Origin of the sequence: Phenylobacterium sp. (assembly GCF_046291545.1) — a bacterium.
Lineage (GTDB): Bacteria > Pseudomonadota > Alphaproteobacteria > Caulobacterales > Caulobacteraceae > Phenylobacterium.
On record NZ_JBKBSM010000002.1, the window covers coordinates 413,537 to 428,278 of the forward strand.

Below are 14,742 nucleotides of genomic sequence, written 5' to 3' on the forward strand. Positions count from 1 at the left end.
CCACGCCGGCCACGGCCACGGCCGCGGCCTTGCGACGCCCGGCGCCGTCGCGCCGGCTTCGGTCAAGTTCGACTTCTGGACCTCGATGGCCGACCTGTGGCGGCTGGTGATCCGCTCGGGCGCGCCGCAGTTGCGCCTGCGCCTGGGCCTCGCGGTCGGACTGGTGCTCGTGGGCAAGCTCGCGGGGGTGGCCGCCCCGGTGATGCTGGGCGACGCCATCAACACCCTGACGCCGGCGGGCGGCGCGGTCGTCCTTGGCGCCGGCTTCGTCGCCCTGGCCCTGGCCTTCGCGGGTCTTCGGCTGCTGGCCGCCTGCGCCCCCTACGCCCGGGACGCGGTGTTCACCCCGGTCTCGCAGGCCACCCTGGCGCGGGCGGCGGTGGAGACCTTCGGCCATGCCCTGGCGCTTTCCCTCGACTATCACCAGACCAAGCAGACCGGCGCGCTCGCCCGCATCATCGACCGCGGCGCCCGCTCCACCGACTTCCTGATCCGCAGCGTCGCCTTCAACCTGGGGCCGACGGCGGTGGAGCTGGTGCTCGCCATGGCCGTCATGGTTCTGCGCCTCGACTGGCGTTTTGCGCTCACCGCCTTCGTCACCATCGTCGTCTATGCGGTGCTGACCTTCCGCATCACCGACTGGCGCCTCTCGCATCGCCGCGAGCTCAACGAGGCCGACTCCCGGGCCGCTGGCCTCTCGGTCGACGCCCTGATGAACTACGAGGCGGTCAAGACCTTCGGCTCCGAGGCGCGGACGGTCGACGCCTATCGCGCGAGCCTCGCCGATTACGTGCGCGCGGCGGTCAAGGCCAACACCTCCCTGTCCCTGCTCAACTCCGTCCAGGCGGTGGTGCTCAACGGCGGTCTCGCCCTGATGGCGATCATGGCCGGCATGGAGGTGCTGGAGGGCCGCATGCGCGTGGGCGACGTCACCACGGCCATCCTGCTGCTGATCGGCATCTACGGCCCGCTGAACATGCTGGGCTTCAACTACCGCGAGATCCGCCAGGCCTTCATCGATATGGAGCAGATGGTGGCGCTGACCTCGGTCGCCCCGGACATCGTCGACGCCCCCGACGCCCGCGACCTGCCGCCGGCGACGGGGCAGGGGGCCGAGGTGGTCTTCGAGGGCGTGGATTTCCGCCACGACGCCCGCTCCATCGGCCTGATCGACGTCAGCTTCCGCGCCGCCCCCGGCGCCACCGTCGCCCTCGTCGGCCCCTCGGGCGCGGGCAAGACCACCGCGGTGCGCCTCGCCCTGCGGCTGGTCGATCCCCAGGCGGGCCGGGTGCTGATCGACGGGGTCGATCTGCGCCACGCGACCCAGGCGTCCCTGCGGCGCGCGGTGGCCCTGGTGCCGCAGGACGTGGCCCTGTTCAACGACACCCTCTACGCCAACATCGCCTTCGCCCGCCCCGACGCGCCGCCCGCCGCGGTGCGGGCCGCGGCGGATGCGGCGGAACTGGGGCCCTTCATCGACGGCCTGCCGGAAGGGCTCTCCACCCGCGTCGGCGAGCGTGGGCTGAAGCTTTCGGGCGGGGAACGCCAGCGCGTCGGCATCGCCCGGGCCCTTTTGGCGAATCCGCGCCTGCTCATCCTGGACGAAGCCACCAGCGCCCTGGACGGGCGCACCGAGGAGGCGATCCAGGCGACCCTGCGCAAGGTGCGGGCCGGCCGCACCACCCTTGTGGTGGCCCACCGCCTCTCGACCATCGTCGACGCCGACGAGATCATCGTCCTTCGCCGGGGCCGGGTCGCCGAGCGGGGAACCCACGCCGAACTCCTCGCCAGGGGCGGGGAATACGCGGCCCTGTGGCGGCGCCAGACCCGGGAGAGCTGAGCCCTATTCCGCGGCCTTGCTGAGGCCGCCCTGGACGACCGGTCCAGGCGCAGCGCCCCGGCCCTTGCGGAAGCGGCCGAACATCCGGCCGAACCGCTCGGCGTAGACCTTGGGCGCGGCCAGCAGCACCGGCGTCAGCACCAGGGTCAGCAGGGTGGCGAACGACAGGCCCCAGACCACGGCCGAGGAAAGCTGCACCCACCACTCCGAGCCCGGCGCGCGGTATTCGATGTGCGCGGCCCGGAAGTTGGGGTGGATCTGGAACATCAGCGGCAACAGGCCCACCACCGTCACCAGGGTGGTCAGCATCACCGGCCGGAACCGCTGCACGGCCGAGCGCAGGGCCGCGTCGTCGGCGGCATAGCCTGAGCGCCGCAGCTGGTAGAAGGTGTCCACCAGCACGATGTTGTGGCCCACCACCACCCCCGCCAGGGCGACGATGCCGGTGCCCAGCATCAGCACCGAGACGTAGTCGAAGGTGTGGGCGACGTTGAGTTGGATGCCCAGCAGGACGCCCATGGTCGAGAGCACCACCGCCGACAGCGTCACCAGCACGCCGTAGAAGCTGTTGAACTGCCACAACAGGATGATCATCATCATGAACAGCGTGGCCGCCATGGCGGTCGCGAAGAACTTCGCCGCCTCCTGGCCTTCCTCGTCGGCGCCGGTGAACTTCCAGCGCACGGAGGGGGCGATGTCGGCCTTTTCCAGCCAGGGCCTCAGCTCCGCGATCTTCTGGTTCGCCGCCACGCCCTCCACCGTATTGGCCTGCAGCAGCACCAGCCGCTGGGCGTCCCGCCGCTGGATCGTCGTCACCTGCTGCGCAGGGACGCGGTCGATGAAGTAGCTCGCCGGCACCGGCCCCAGGGCCGTCGACACCTTCAGGGTGTCGAACGCCGCCAGGTTGCGCGCTTCGGGCGGGAAGCGCATGCGGATGTCCAGTTCGTCGTCGGCGTCGTCGGGACGGAAGCGGCCCACCAGCACCCCTTCGGTGACGAACTGGATCGCCTGGCCCACCGACAGCACGTCCACGCCGTAGCGCCCCGCCGCCTCGCGGTCGACGGTCAGGTTCCACTCGATGCCGGGCGAGGTGCGGTTGTCCTCCAGCTCGATCAACTGGCGGTCGGAGGCGAGCTTGGCCTTCACCATGTCGGCCGCCCGATTCAGCATCAACGGATCGGTGCCCAAAAGCTCGACCTGCACGTCCTTGCCGACGGGCGGCCCCCCCTGCGGCTCGCGCACCTCGATCTGCACCCCCGGGACGTTGGCGACCCGCTTGCGGATCACGGCGGCGATGTCGCTGCCGCGCAGGCCCATGGCCACCCGGTCCTCGTATTCCTTGAAGTTGATCCAGATCCGACCCACCGTGTCGTTCGGCGCCGCGTTCGGTCCGCCGCCGGGGCTCGTGGCCCCCGAGCGCACGTACATGGACTCCACGCCCTTGACGCCCTGCAGCCGGTTCTCGACCTGGCGCACCAGCACGTCGTGCGCCTCGGGCGAGAGGTTGCCGCGGGCCTTCACGTAGACGGTCACGAACTCGGGGTCCTGGCGCAGGAAGAACTCGGTCGGGTGATCGGTGATGGCGAACCAGACGAAGATCCCGACCACGATCGTCAGCGAGCCCGCAATGGTGCGCGACGGGTGGCGGCCCAGGTACTCCAGCACCCGGGCGTAGCGGCCCATGAAGCCGCTCATTTCACGCGGGTCGCCGTGCTCGGACTTCTCGATCTCCGCCAGGGCCTCTTCGTCCACCGCCGCCTTGCGCCCGAAGATCGAGCCCAGCGCCGGGGTGAAGATCAGGGCCACGAAGATCGAGGCGCCCAGCACGAAGAACAGCGTCAGCGGCAGGAAGCTCATGAACTTCCCGGCGATCGAATTCCAGAACATGAACGGCAGGAAGGCGCAGAGCGTGGTCAGCGTCCCGTTCACCACCGGCCAGAACATGCGCTTGCCGGCCGCCGCGAAGGCCTCCTCCTTGGTCAGGCCCTCGGCCATCTTGCGGTCGGCGTACTCGACCACGACGATGCCGCCGTCCACCAGGATGCCCACCGCCAGCACCAGGCCGAACATCACCATCTGGTTCAGGGTGATGCCCATGGCGTTCAGCATCAGGAAGGCCAGCATGAAGCAGGCCGGGATCGCCGCGCCCACCATCAGCCCCTGGCGGATCCCCAGGCTGGCGATGATGATCACCATCACCAGGATGGTCGCGATCAGAAGGCCGGATTCCAGCACCACCAGGGTGCGGGCGATGAAGTCGCTCTCGTCGTAGGTGTAGGCGACCTTCACCGTGCTGGGCCAGCGCGCCTGCTCCTCCTTCACCACGTCGCGGACGCGTTGCACGGTCTCCAGGATGTTGGCGCCGCTGCGCTTGGCCACGTCCAGGGCGAACGCGGGCTCGCCGTTGAAGCGGGTGATCAGCGTCGGTTCCTTGAAGGTGCGCCGCACGTCGCCGATGTCGCCGACCGTGATCACCCGGTCGCCGCTCTTCTTGATCGGCAGGGCCAGGATGTCCTGCGGCTCCTCGACGACGCCGGGCACCTTCACCGCGAACTGCCCCTGGCCCGAGCGCAGGTTGCCCGCCGGCACAAGCTGGTTGTTGCGGCTGATCACCTGGGCGAGCTCGCCGGTGGTGATGTTGTAGGACTCCATCCGCACCGGATCGACGGTGACTTCCAGAAGCTCGTCGCGGGCGCCGTTGAGATAGACCTCCAGCACGCCCGGCGTGGCTTCCAGCCGCTCCTTCAGGTTTCGGGTGATGCGGAACAGCTCCCGCTCGGGAGCGGCCCCCGACAGTACGATGCCCACCACCGGGTCGCCGGCGAAGTTGGCCTCCTCGATGATCGGCTCCTCGGCGTCGGGCGGGAACTTGCCGCGCGCCAGGTCGACCTTGGCGCGGACGTCGGCCAGGGCCTTTTCCTTGTTGAAGTCCGCCTCGAACTCCATGTTGACGACCGCCATGCCCTGGCGGGCCACCGCGTTCATCTCCTTGATGCCTTCGATGGTCTGCAGCTCCACCTCGAGCGGCTTGACCAGCAGGCGCTCGGCGTCTTCGGGGCTGACGCCGGGGTAGGGGACCACCACCGTGATGAACGGGATGTCGATGTTCGGCTCCGACTCCCGCGGCATGCCGAGGTAAGCCAGAATCCCGAACAGGCTGGCGATCAGCGTGACGCCGAGTACGACCTTGCGTCGCTTGATGGCGCCGTCGATCAGGGAACCGATCATCTACAGCCTCCAGGGCGAGCGTCGCGTCAGCGCGCGGACGCCACCCGAACCTTTTGTCCTTCACCCACGTAGGACTGCCCCACGGTGATGATCTTCACGGCGCCGCGCAGACCGCGCACCCAAACGCCTTCGCTCGTCTCTTCCATCACGCTCACCGGCGAGAAGCCCACCGTGCCGTCGGCCTTCACGAAGCGCACCCCCTGCCGGCCCGCGGCGTCCAGCACCAGGGAGGAGACGGGCACCAGGTGGGCCGGCCCCACGCCCGCGCCGATCCGCACTTCCGCCGACAGGCCCGAGCGCGCCGCCAGCCGGGGGTTCGAGGCGAGCACCTCCACACGGTAGGTCCGCGTCTGGGCGTCGGCGTCGCGCGCGACGTAGCGGACCTTGCCGCTGACCTTCTCGCCGGAGACCAGGGTCGCCGTGGCCGGCGCGCCGATGGCGAACCGGCCCGCTTCGGTTTCCGGCAGGTCGCCGACCACCAGGATCGGGTCGAGTTCGATGACCGTGCCGCAGGCCTGGCCGGGGGACAGATAGGTCCCGATCTCCGCCTCGCGCCGATCGAACACCCCGTCGAAGGGCGCGCGCAGGTTCACCTGCTCCAGCGCGATCTCGGCCTGGCGCACGGCCGCCGCCGCCGCGTCGAGGTTGGCCTGGTCCTGCAGCACCTGGGTCTGCGAGCGATAGCCCTTCTTGGCGAGCTCCATGGTCGCCTGGCGGGTCAGCTCCCGCGAGCGCAGCGCGGCGCGCGCCTGGTCCAGCGTCGCCTGGCGCGCATCCACCGCCAGGCGGCAGAGCACCGCGCCCTTGCGGACGACGCTGCCTTCCACCGCCGGAGTCTGGGCGACCACGCCGGAGGTTTCCGAGCGCACCACCACCGAGCGGGCCGCCTCGGTGCGGCCGCGGATCACGACCGTGTATTCGCGCGAGACCTCGGGCGAGACCTTGGCCTGGACGGTGGCCGTGTCGTCGGCCGCCTTGGCCGTGGCGGGCGCGTGGTCGCCGCCCCCTGTCAGCGCGCCGACGATGAAATAGAGCCCGACCAGCCCGACGATCACCAGGGCGAATAGGTGTGACGACTTCAAACGCATAAGTGCTTCCCCGAGCGCAGGGCGCCGTCCTCCCGGTCCCGACGCGCCAGCCCCTCGTAAATCCGAACATCGGTTTCTCAGGGCGCCCGTGACCAAGAGCAAATGAAATCGCCGACAGAATGATGATGGCGCAGAGGTTGTGCCCGGCGCGCCGCACTCGCCGGCAGGGGCTTGCGTTGCTCCGCCGACAGGCCCAACTGCGGCTCTTCATGAAGGGCGCCCTCGATGAAATACCTGCACACCATGGTCCGCGTCTCCGACCTCGACGCCTCCCTCGACTTCTATTGCGACAAGCTCGGCCTGCGCGAAGTCTCGCGCATCGAGAATGAAGCCGGCCGCTTCACCCTGGTGTTCCTCTGCGCGCCGCAGGACGTCGAGCGCGCGGCGCAGGATCGCGCGCCTCTCGTCGAGCTCACCTACAACTGGGACCCGGAGAACTACGGCGGCGGCCGCAACTTCGGCCACCTGGCCTACGCTGTGGACGACATCTACGAGACCTGCGAGCGCCTGAGGGCCGGCGGGGTGACGATCAACCGGCCGCCCCGCGACGGCCGCATGGCCTTCATCCGCTCGCCGGACGGCATCTCCGTGGAGCTGCTGCAGGCCGGTCCCGCCAAGGCGCCGGCCGAGCCCTGGGCCTCGATGCCCAACGTCGGGACCTGGTAGCCGGCCCCTCAGAGGGTTGTGGCCGCGCCCCTGAGGCGCCACTGTTCATTCATGACCTCGCACGGGACGATCTCTCGTCGAGGCGCAGTCGGGCGCGGCCTGGTCCACCTTTGCCTCCTGGTTCTCGCGCTCGGCCTCGCCGCGGCTTCGCCGCCGCCGGCCGCCGACGGCGGACGCCGGGCCGTCCTGCTGCAGGTCGACGGCGTGATCGGCCCGGCGAGCGCCGACTACGTGCGCCGCGGTCTCGCCGAGGCCGCCGCCTCGGGGGCGGCGATCGTCGTGCTCCAGATGGACACGCCCGGCGGTCTCGACGCCTCCATGCGCGACATCATCCGCGCGATCATCGCCTCGCCGACGCCGGTGGCCAGCTATGTCGCGCCGGGCGGGGCGCGGGCGGCCAGCGCCGGAACCTACATCCTCTACGCCAGCCACGTGGCCGCCATGGCGCCCGGCACCAACCTGGGCGCCGCCACGCCCGTCCAGATCGGCGGCCCTCCCGGTCTGGCGCCGCAGGAGCCGCCCGACAAGGCCGCGCCCGCGGGCAAGGACGAGGCGGGCGCCGCCCCCGCGCCGCAGCGGGGCGGCGCAATGGAGGCCAAGGCGACCAACGACGCGGTCGCCTACATCCGCGCCCTGGCCCGGCTGCGCGGGCGCAACGCCGACTGGGGCGAAGAGGCCGTGCGCGAGGCCGCCAGCCTCGACGCCCGCGCGGCCCTCGAGGCGAACGTCATCGACCTGGTGGCCGTAGACGCCGACGACCTGCTGGCGCAGGTGGACGGCCGTACAGTGGACGTCGCCGGCGAGCCGAGAACCCTGCGCACCCGGGGCCTGGCCGTCGAGGTCGCGCCGCCGGACTGGCGGCACGGTCTGCTCGCCGCCATCACCAATCCGAACGTCGCCCTGATCCTGATGATGATCGGCGTCTATGGGCTGATCTTCGAGTTCATGAACCCCGGAACGCTCTATCCCGGGGTGATCGGGGCGATCTGCCTGCTGGTCGGCTTCTACGCCCTGGCGGTGCTGCCGGTGAACTACGCCGGCCTGGCGCTGATCCTCCTTGGCGTCGCCCTGATGGCGGCCGAGGCCTTCGCGCCCTCGTTCGGCGCGCTCGGGCTTGGCGGGGCGGCGGCCTTCGTCCTGGGCGGACTGATCCTGATCGACACCGACACCGCCGAGTTCGAGGTCTCTCTCGCGCTGCTCGCCGGCATGGCGGTGGTCAGCCTGGCCTTCATCCTGCTCGCCGCCCGCCTGGCCCTGGGCGCCCATCGGCGGCGGGTGGCCACCGGCCGCGAGGAGATGATCGGCGAGTCCGGAAAGGTGCAGGACTGGAACGGGGCCGGCGGCCATGTGTTCGCCCATGGGGAGCGCTGGCGCGCGGTCTCGTCCGGCCCTCTGGCGCCGGGGGATCGCGTGCGGGTCCAGGCGGTGGAGGGGCTGACCCTCGTCGTCGCGCCCGAGCCGCCCGACGATTCCCGGTGAGGTCAGGAGGACCCCATGCTCACCAGTCTCGCGTTCTACACCCCCATACTGATCCTGCTGCTGGCGCTGCTCGCCTCGGCGATCAAGATCCTGCGCGAGTACGAGCGCGGGGTGGTCTTCACGCTCGGACGCTTCACCGGCGTGAAGGGGCCCGGGCTGATCCTGCTGGTGCCGTTCGTCCAGCAGATGGTCAAGGTGGACCTGCGCACCATCGTCCTCGACGTGCCCAGCCAGGACGTCATCAGCCGCGACAACGTCTCTGTCCAGGTCAACGCCGTGCTCTACTTCCGCGTGGTCGAGCCGGAGCGGGCGACGATCCAGGTGGAGAACTACCTGCAGGCCACCAGCCAGCTCGCCCAGACCACCCTGCGCTCGGTGCTCGGCAAGCACGACCTCGACGAGATGCTGGCCGAACGCGACAAGCTGAACGCCGACATCCAGGAGATCCTGGACTCCCAGACCGACGTCTGGGGGATCAAGGTCGCCAACGTCGAGATCAAGCACGTCGACATCGACGAGAGCATGGTCCGCATGATCGCCCGCCAGGCCGAGGCCGAACGCGAGCGGCGGGCCAAGATCATCACGGCCGAGGGCGAGGAGCAGGCGGCGCAAAAGCTGCACGAGGCCGCCGTCATCCTCAGCCGGCAGCCCGAGGCGATGCAGCTTCGCTATCTCGGAGCCTTGCAGGTGATCGCCAACGACCGGTCCAACACCATCGTCTTCCCGTTCCCGGCCGAGGCCGGCGCCATGCTGGCGGGCCTGGGGAGGGGCGGGGGGGGCGCCCCCCGCCTGAGCCCCGTCAGGGCAGCGAGTGGGCGCCGCCGGTCTTGCCCGGCTGGATCGCATCGGTGTCGACCCCCGTGGCCAGGCTCCGGTCGGGGTCCTGCCGGCGGCCGCGGCCCGGCTGTTCGTCGTCGTGGCGGGGCTTGGTCCCGGTCTGGCTGCGCTCGGCCGCCTTGTCGGTCTTCCGCGGGTCGGTGGTTTGTCCCATGACAGCTCTCCTCTTCGGCTGCAGGGCAAACGAGGGGCGCAGCCGGGCGTTCCTTCGGCCAAGCCTTTGACGATCCACGCCTTGCGCGTCCCGCGGCCGGACGCGGGCGCTAGATCTGGCGCAGCCAGACCTCGCCGATGGAGTGGTCCGCCCGCTTGCGCAGCACCACGTCCGCGCGCTCACGGGTCGGCAGGATGTTCTGCAACAGGTTCGGCCGGTTGATGTCCCGCCAGATCCGCCGCCCGGCGGCCGGCGCCTCCTCGGGGTCCAGGTTGCGCATGTGGTGGAAGTAGGATTCCCCCTGGCGGAACACCGTGCGCTGCAACAGCACGAAGCGCTCGACGTACCAGCGCTCGATGTCGGCCTCCTCGGCGTCCAGGTAGAGCGAGAAGTCGAAGAAGTCCGAGACGATGGCCGAAGGCGCCCGACCGGCGGCCGACCCCGTCTGCAGCACGTTCAAGCCTTCGAAGATCAGCACGTCCGGCCGCTCCACCACCTGGGTCTCGTCGGCGACGATGTCGTAGGTGACGTGCGAATAGACCGGCGCCTCGACCCGGTCTTCGCCGGCCTTGACGTCGGACAGGAAGTCGACCATCCGGCGCAGGTCGTAGCTTTCCGGGAAGCCCTTGCGCTGCATCAGCCCGCGGGCCTCCAGCTCGGCGTTGGGGAACAGGAAGCCGTCGGTGGTCACCAGCTCCACCCGCGGGTGTTCAGGCCACCGCGACATGAGCGCCTGGATGATGCGGGCCAGGGTGCTCTTGCCGACGGCCACGCTGCCGGCGATGGCGATGATGTAGGGTCCGCCCGCCGCGGGCCGGCCCAGGAAGGCGTCCTTCACCCCCGTCAGGCTGCGCGCCGCCTTCACGTGCAGGTTCAGGAGCCGCGAGAGCGGCAGGTGCACGTTTTCCACGTCGTCCAGGGAGACCTTGTCGTTGACCCCGCGCAGGCTGGCGAGGTCCGCCTCGGACAGGGTGAGGGGCGTGGCCGCCCGAAGGCGCGCCCAGGTCTCGCGGTCGAAGGTGAGATAGGCGTTGTCATGCATGGCGACCCCCGACGTCGCGGCGGCGCCCGGCGACCGCCGCTCGCGTGCTGCCACAAGCCCGGCTCGGACGCCAGATTGCGCTGCGTCAAGGCCTGGCGCGGCGGGAGGCGCTAGCGTTTGATGGTGACGGGCGCACCCGCCCGTCAGATGCGGAGAGTTCGACCATGGACCAGCGGACTTCGCCCCGCAGGCGCGCCCCGGCGCAGGCCGCGGCCGGCGCCGCGCTGGCGGTCCTGGGCTCGCTGACCCTCAGCCTTCTGGTCTGGATGTCCAACAGCGCCTCGCCGGCGGCGCACAAGCTGATGTTCGCCCTCGGGCTCGGCCTGACCAGCCTGGTCTCGGCGGCGGCGCAGGCGCTGGTCTTCTACGGCCTGTGGACGATGTGGCGTGCGTTCAGGCGCGAGCGCTGAGCCAGGGGCGGCGGCTGCGGCGACGACGGCGACGATGTGCGGAAGAAGCCGCCGATGGCTCCCCGGGCAGGAACCTAACTGCCGTCTCTGGCCGGAAATAGCTGGATCGGACCCCCTTGCGCCACAAGGGTTTGCAAGGCCAAGGTGTCGCCACGCGGTGCTGCGCAGCGCCACGAAACACCGTCAACTTTTAGGGTTGGATTTAGGGTGGCGCGCCGGCCTCTGAACCGTCTGACCGCCGTGGAGGTGCGCACGATCCGCGCGCCGGGCCTGCACGCCGACGGCGGCGGGCTCTACATGGAGGTGGACCGCGACGGGGCTGACGGCGCGCCCGGAGCCCGGCGCTGGGTGTTCATCTATCAATGGCGCGGCAAGCGCCGGCAGATGGGCCTGGGGCCGGTGGAGCTGGCCAAGGGCTCCGACACCCTGCGCCGGGCCCGCGACGCCCGCGACCAGGCGCGCCGCTGGCTGGCCGACGGCCTCAACCCCATCGACGAGCGGCGCGCGGCCGCCGCGGCGCCGGCGGAAGTCCCGGCCTTCGGGGTGTTCGCCAAGGCGGTGGTGGCGGGCCTGGCGCTCGCCAGCGACAAGCATCGCGCCCAATGGGAACGCACCCTGACGGACTACGCCCCGACCCTGCAGGCCCGGCCGGTGGACGAGGTGACCACCCAGGACGTCCTCGAGGCGCTCAAGCCGCACTGGCGGCGGGTGGACGAGGCCACGGCGGACGCCCTGGCGCAGATCCTCTCGGACACCTCGCCCCAGCGCTTCCGCTACGTGAAGGACCGCCTCACCGCGGCGCAGAGGCGCCAGGCGCTGCTCGACGCGCTGCGCGACAGCCTGTCGCGGGGAAGCCAGGCGGCCGCCGGCGGGGCGGCGGCGGGACAGCAGCAGACGGGGCCGTGAGTATGGAGCGCACCTTCTACCATCCGAGCCTCGGTCGCTGGCTGGCCGCCGCTCTGTCAGCCTGGGATGATCGCCGTGACCAGGTCGATCGCCAGCACCAGGCCGACCAGCAGCGCCAGCGTCGCGAAGGCGGCGACGGGAATCCCCACGATCACCAGCAGCGGATACCAGCGCCGAATGAAGGCGCGACGGCGCCACCAGCTCGGGTGGCGCATGAAGAGCGGGTCGCCGGAGGCGTTATACTGGCCGGTGAAGTACCAGCCCTTTTCGCGCCGATGCTCGTCGCCGACGCGGTAGGGGCCGCCCACCACCTCAAACTCGGCGTCAACGATTTCCCGAACGTCTCCCACGGCCGCGAACATGACGCGCGGCGCGGGCCTGGGCAAGAGCCCCCGCGCGGGCCCAACGTCGGGCTGATCTGGTCGACCCTTCTGTGTGTGGCCGTGTACGCCGTGGCGTTGCGGGCCTGCGTCTCCTGAGAGTCTGATGCCCGTCACCAACCGTCCCAAGCTGATCCCTGTGGCCGACGTGAGCTCTGGCCCGATCGCCGACGCGATCCTGACCCACGCCGAGGCGATGAATCGGGTGGCCGCCTCGATCGAGGCCGTCGGCGCAGCGATCGAGGCCGCGACCGACCAGCGCAAGCCCGTCGACGAGTTCTACGAGGGCGCGACGCGGCGGCTGGAGATGCTCTGCCGCTGGCTGCGCCGCAAGGGCCCCTGGATCCTGGCTACAATCCCCGGGGTGCTGGTCGCAATTCAGGCGATCTCGCCGCAGGCCGCCAAGGGCCTGGCCGTCCTCCTGCAGGGCCTGGGCGGCTGATCTGGGGTTCTGACCGGGGGAGCGGGCATGGGCTACAAGCTGGGCAGGCGCTCGCTGGCCAACCTCGAGGGCGTGCATCCCGACCTGGTGGCGGTGGTGCGCCACGCCATCAACTTCTCCGAACAGGACTTCACCGTCATCGAAGGCGTGCGCACGCGCGAGCGCCAGCTGGAGCTCTACGCCCAAGGGCGGACCAAGCCGGGCAAGATCGTCACCTGGACCCGCAACAGCCGCCACTTCCCCGGCCCCGACGGCCTGGGCCGCGCAGTGGACATCGCGCCCTATCCCATCGACTGGGCCTCGACCCCTGAGAACCTGGCGCGCTTCGACGCGGTGGCGAAGGCCATGTTCAGAGCGGCCATGGATCTGGGCCTGCGGATCCGCTGGGGCGCGGACTGGGACCGGGACGGCAAGCCGCGCGAGAAGGGCGAGCACGATTCCCCGCATTTCGAGCTGGCGGACTGAGCCGTGGACCTGGCCGCGCTTTTCCGGTCCAACAGCTTCACGCGGGCGCTGACGACGCTGGGCCTCGTCGGCACGGTCCTGTGGTCGTTCGTCCATATGGTGATGTACGGCGTGCCGGCCGGCGCCGAGGCGCCGCTGCTGCTGACCGTCCTGGGCTGGATCGTCAGCGAGGCCTCGGCGGCCCTGAAGTACCTAAACGGAACGACGGAAGGCAGCGGCGCGAAAACCGCCGCCATGGTGGCCATGGCTGAGCGCGCGCCGCCGCCGCCGCCGCTTTCGCCGCCCCGCCCTGATCTCGACATCCCGCCGGCGCCGCCGGCCACATAAGGAAGCGGTTATGTCTTCATACCTCTCGCGCCTGAAGTCGGGCGAGTTCACCGCGCTGGAGTTCCTCAAGCGCTCGGCCGGCTGGCTGGCGCGCCAGGCCGGCGCCACCGACGAGACCATCGACGAGCTGGTGTTCAAGGCCGACCGGGCCACGGACGAGGCGGTGATCGTCGTCGAAGGCGCGATCCTGGCGGTGCTCGCCAAGGGCTTCCCGGCTCTGCCGGCCGCCGCCGCCGCGGTGGTGGCGCATCGCGTGGCGGTGATCGCCATGGAGCAGGTGGACACGGCGATCTCGGCCGCCGGCGCCGTCATCAAGGACGCCAACTAGTGCCGGCGCTGCTGGCCAGGCTCGTCGCGTGGCTGGTGGCGCGGCTGACCCAGTCCAAGGCCCCGCCGCCCGCCGAACGGGCGGCGGCGGCCGAAACCCGCAACCAGACCCACGAGGCCAACCAGGATGCGCTACGCCGCGCCCTTGATGCTCGCCGCGGCGCTGACGCTCAGCGCGTGCGCGACCCCGACTCCCTTCGCGCGCCCGACCCCTACAGCCGCGACTGAACCTGTCGTCGACGGCTCGGTGGTGGCCTGCAGCGCGTTCGGGCCGATCGGGTTCTCCCGGCTTTCCGACACGCTGGAGACGATCGCGGCCGTGAAGGCCCACAACGCCGCGTGGGAGGCGCTCTGCAAGCGCTGAGCACCCGTTGGGCGGCCTCGGCCGCGAGCGCCAGCAAGGAGACTGCTATGACTGTATCGGTGCGCGTCAGCGTGAATGGACCCTACAAGCTGCCGGTCAGCTACCGTCAGGGCGACCGCGAGGAGAGCTTCGTGCTGTCCGGTCTGGGCAAGGCGGGGCCCGACGAGCGGCACATCGCCTTTACGCATGGGCCCGACGCCATGACGCTGCAGATCGGCCCGGAAGAATATGACCATGGCGAAGCCGACGCGGCCTAGCGGCTCCAGGTCGGTTCTCGGCCCGGCCCTTCCTGCGAGGGGCCGGGCTTTTCTATTTGGCCCTGGCGGCCGCCGCGGCGGTCCTGGCCAGCCACTTCATGAAGCGTTCCGCCGTCTCCCGCGTCGGGCGGTCCATGGCCGTCGTGCCGGGCCGTCGGATGTAGGTGTAGCCGAAGCGCAGGCCGTTGGCGTCCTCGAGCCACAGGGCGTCGTCGGTGCTGCGGATCTTGAAGGGCGGGGAGAGGCGTTCGGCCATGCGCGACCTCGTCCAAGGGCGATCAGCTTTTAGGGTCGGATTTAGGGTCGGCCGGATGGGCCTAGACGCGAGCCCTTGCGCGGTAAGGCTTTGGGCCCTCCGCGATGGCTCCCCGGGCAGGACTCGAACCTGCGACCCGGCGGTTAACAGCCGCCTGCTCTACCAACTGAGCTACCGAGGATCATCGTCGGAGGCCGGGCGTATACTGCGCGCCGCGCGGCCGCGCAACCCGCCGTGCACGGCCTTTTGTCACGCCGGGCCCGGCGGCGGCGCT

General features: G+C 70.6%; 17 protein-coding genes and 1 tRNA gene. 12 read left to right on the plus strand and 6 right to left on the minus strand.

Annotated features, from left to right (window positions below; genetic code table 11):
* The first annotated feature begins 85 nt into the window (after positions 1–85).
* Positions 86–1,840, plus strand: a complete 1,755-nt coding sequence (locus tag ACK4YQ_RS08505) for an ABCB family ABC transporter ATP-binding protein/permease (RefSeq protein WP_409610682.1) — start codon at positions 86–88, stop codon at positions 1,838–1,840.
* A gap of 3 nt (positions 1,841–1,843) precedes the next feature.
* Here ACK4YQ_RS08505 and ACK4YQ_RS08510 read toward each other — a convergent pair whose 3' ends face one another.
* Entirely contained in the window at positions 1,844–5,068 is a 3,225-nt protein-coding gene (locus ACK4YQ_RS08510; protein WP_409610307.1) for an efflux RND transporter permease subunit, read from the minus strand.
* 26 nt (positions 5,069–5,094) lie between these two features.
* On the minus strand, positions 5,095–6,156 hold the full coding sequence (locus tag ACK4YQ_RS08515; protein WP_409610309.1) for an efflux RND transporter periplasmic adaptor subunit: 1,062 nt from the start codon (positions 6,154–6,156) through the stop codon (positions 5,095–5,097).
* A gap of 225 nt (positions 6,157–6,381) precedes the next feature.
* Here ACK4YQ_RS08515 and ACK4YQ_RS08520 point away from each other — a divergent pair, with 225 nt between their 5' ends.
* Genes ACK4YQ_RS08520 through ACK4YQ_RS08530 form a run of 3 tightly spaced genes read left to right on the plus strand, consistent with a single transcriptional unit; the run spans position 6,382 to position 9,294 of the window.
* Complete coding sequence (locus tag ACK4YQ_RS08520; protein ID WP_409610311.1) at positions 6,382–6,822, plus strand: VOC family protein; 441 nt, start codon at positions 6,382–6,384, stop codon at positions 6,820–6,822.
* 51 nt (positions 6,823–6,873) lie between these two features.
* Entirely contained in the window at positions 6,874–8,301 is a 1,428-nt protein-coding gene (locus ACK4YQ_RS08525) for an NfeD family protein (protein WP_409610313.1), read from the plus strand.
* A gap of 15 nt (positions 8,302–8,316) precedes the next feature.
* Positions 8,317–9,294 carry a slipin family protein gene (locus ACK4YQ_RS08530; RefSeq protein WP_409610315.1) on the plus strand — a complete coding sequence of 326 codons (978 nt, stop codon included), beginning with the start codon at positions 8,317–8,319 and terminating at the stop codon, positions 9,292–9,294.
* Between the two features lie 107 nt (positions 9,295–9,401).
* Here the strand turns inward: ACK4YQ_RS08530 and coaA are convergent, their stop codons facing one another.
* Positions 9,402–10,334, minus strand: a complete 933-nt coding sequence (gene coaA, locus ACK4YQ_RS08535; RefSeq protein ID WP_409610317.1) for a type I pantothenate kinase — start codon at positions 10,332–10,334, stop codon at positions 9,402–9,404.
* Positions 10,335–10,498: 164 nt separating this feature from the next.
* On the opposite strand from coaA, the gene ACK4YQ_RS08540 reads away from it, so the two are divergent.
* Both ACK4YQ_RS08540 and ACK4YQ_RS08545 read left to right on the plus strand, forming a co-directional pair.
* Positions 10,499–10,744, plus strand: coding sequence for a hypothetical protein (locus tag ACK4YQ_RS08540; protein ID WP_409610319.1), 246 nt, complete (start codon positions 10,499–10,501; stop codon positions 10,742–10,744).
* A gap of 207 nt (positions 10,745–10,951) precedes the next feature.
* Positions 10,952–11,650, plus strand: coding sequence for an Arm DNA-binding domain-containing protein (locus tag ACK4YQ_RS08545; RefSeq protein ID WP_409610321.1), 699 nt, complete (start codon positions 10,952–10,954; stop codon positions 11,648–11,650).
* Positions 11,651–11,706: 56 nt separating this feature from the next.
* Here the strand turns inward: ACK4YQ_RS08545 and ACK4YQ_RS08550 are convergent, their stop codons facing one another.
* Positions 11,707–12,000 (minus strand): hypothetical protein, encoded by a 294-nt coding sequence (locus ACK4YQ_RS08550; protein ID WP_409610323.1) that lies wholly within the window; start codon positions 11,998–12,000, stop codon positions 11,707–11,709.
* Positions 12,001–12,136: 136 nt separating this feature from the next.
* Between ACK4YQ_RS08550 and ACK4YQ_RS08555 the strand changes: the two genes are divergently transcribed.
* The 6 genes from ACK4YQ_RS08555 (at position 12,137) to ACK4YQ_RS08580 (ending at position 14,212) form a co-directional block, all read left to right on the plus strand.
* Positions 12,137–12,472, plus strand: coding sequence for a hypothetical protein (locus tag ACK4YQ_RS08555; RefSeq protein WP_409610325.1), 336 nt, complete (start codon positions 12,137–12,139; stop codon positions 12,470–12,472).
* A 27-nt stretch (positions 12,473–12,499) separates the two neighbouring features.
* Positions 12,500–12,937, plus strand: a complete 438-nt coding sequence (locus ACK4YQ_RS08560; protein ID WP_409610326.1) for a M15 family metallopeptidase — start codon at positions 12,500–12,502, stop codon at positions 12,935–12,937.
* 3 nt (positions 12,938–12,940) lie between these two features.
* Positions 12,941–13,264: a hypothetical protein gene (locus ACK4YQ_RS08565; protein WP_409610328.1), complete on the plus strand. Its 324-nt coding sequence runs from the start codon at positions 12,941–12,943 to the stop codon at positions 13,262–13,264.
* A 10-nt stretch (positions 13,265–13,274) separates the two neighbouring features.
* Positions 13,275–13,592 carry a hypothetical protein gene (locus ACK4YQ_RS08570; RefSeq protein WP_409610330.1) on the plus strand — a complete coding sequence of 106 codons (318 nt, stop codon included), beginning with the start codon at positions 13,275–13,277 and terminating at the stop codon, positions 13,590–13,592.
* Positions 13,592–13,819, plus strand: a complete 228-nt coding sequence (locus ACK4YQ_RS08575) for a hypothetical protein (protein WP_409610332.1) — start codon at positions 13,592–13,594, stop codon at positions 13,817–13,819. Before ACK4YQ_RS08570 ends, ACK4YQ_RS08575 begins: the two co-directional genes overlap by 1 nt.
* A gap of 183 nt (positions 13,820–14,002) precedes the next feature.
* Complete coding sequence (locus ACK4YQ_RS08580) at positions 14,003–14,212, plus strand: hypothetical protein (protein ID WP_409610334.1); 210 nt, start codon at positions 14,003–14,005, stop codon at positions 14,210–14,212.
* A gap of 52 nt (positions 14,213–14,264) precedes the next feature.
* On the opposite strand, the gene ACK4YQ_RS08585 is transcribed toward ACK4YQ_RS08580, so the two are convergent.
* Entirely contained in the window at positions 14,265–14,468 is a 204-nt protein-coding gene (locus tag ACK4YQ_RS08585; protein WP_409610336.1) for a hypothetical protein, read from the minus strand.
* 105 nt (positions 14,469–14,573) lie between these two features.
* A tRNA-Asn gene (locus ACK4YQ_RS08590) sits at positions 14,574–14,649 on the minus strand.
* Between the last annotated feature and the right edge of the window lie 93 nt (positions 14,650–14,742).

Bases quoted from the DNA above. Each gene is read 5' to 3' on its own strand.
- ACK4YQ_RS08585 (WP_409610336.1), bottom strand. From the start codon at position 14,468: ATGGCCGAACGCCTCTCCCCGCCCTTCAAGATCCGCAGCACCGACGAC.
- ACK4YQ_RS08525 (WP_409610313.1), top strand. From the start codon at position 6,874: ATGACCTCGCACGGGACGATCTCTCGTCGAGGCGCAGTCGGGCGCGGC.
- ACK4YQ_RS08540 (WP_409610319.1), top strand. From the start codon at position 10,499: ATGGACCAGCGGACTTCGCCCCGCAGGCGCGCCCCGGCGCAGGCCGCG.
- ACK4YQ_RS08555 (WP_409610325.1), top strand. From the start codon at position 12,137: ATGCCCGTCACCAACCGTCCCAAGCTGATCCCTGTGGCCGACGTGAGC.
- ACK4YQ_RS08520 (WP_409610311.1), top strand. From the start codon at position 6,382: ATGAAATACCTGCACACCATGGTCCGCGTCTCCGACCTCGACGCCTCC.
- ACK4YQ_RS08560 (WP_409610326.1), top strand. From the start codon at position 12,500: ATGGGCTACAAGCTGGGCAGGCGCTCGCTGGCCAACCTCGAGGGCGTG.
- ACK4YQ_RS08510 (WP_409610307.1), bottom strand. From the start codon at position 5,068: ATGATCGGTTCCCTGATCGACGGCGCCATCAAGCGACGCAAGGTCGTA.
- ACK4YQ_RS08530 (WP_409610315.1), top strand. From the start codon at position 8,317: ATGCTCACCAGTCTCGCGTTCTACACCCCCATACTGATCCTGCTGCTG.
- ACK4YQ_RS08570 (WP_409610330.1), top strand. From the start codon at position 13,275: ATGTCTTCATACCTCTCGCGCCTGAAGTCGGGCGAGTTCACCGCGCTG.
- ACK4YQ_RS08505 (WP_409610682.1), top strand. From the start codon at position 86: ATGGCCGACCTGTGGCGGCTGGTGATCCGCTCGGGCGCGCCGCAGTTG.
- ACK4YQ_RS08515 (WP_409610309.1), bottom strand. From the start codon at position 6,156: ATGCGTTTGAAGTCGTCACACCTATTCGCCCTGGTGATCGTCGGGCTG.
- coaA (WP_409610317.1), bottom strand. From the start codon at position 10,334: ATGCATGACAACGCCTATCTCACCTTCGACCGCGAGACCTGGGCGCGC.
- ACK4YQ_RS08580 (WP_409610334.1), top strand. From the start codon at position 14,003: ATGACTGTATCGGTGCGCGTCAGCGTGAATGGACCCTACAAGCTGCCG.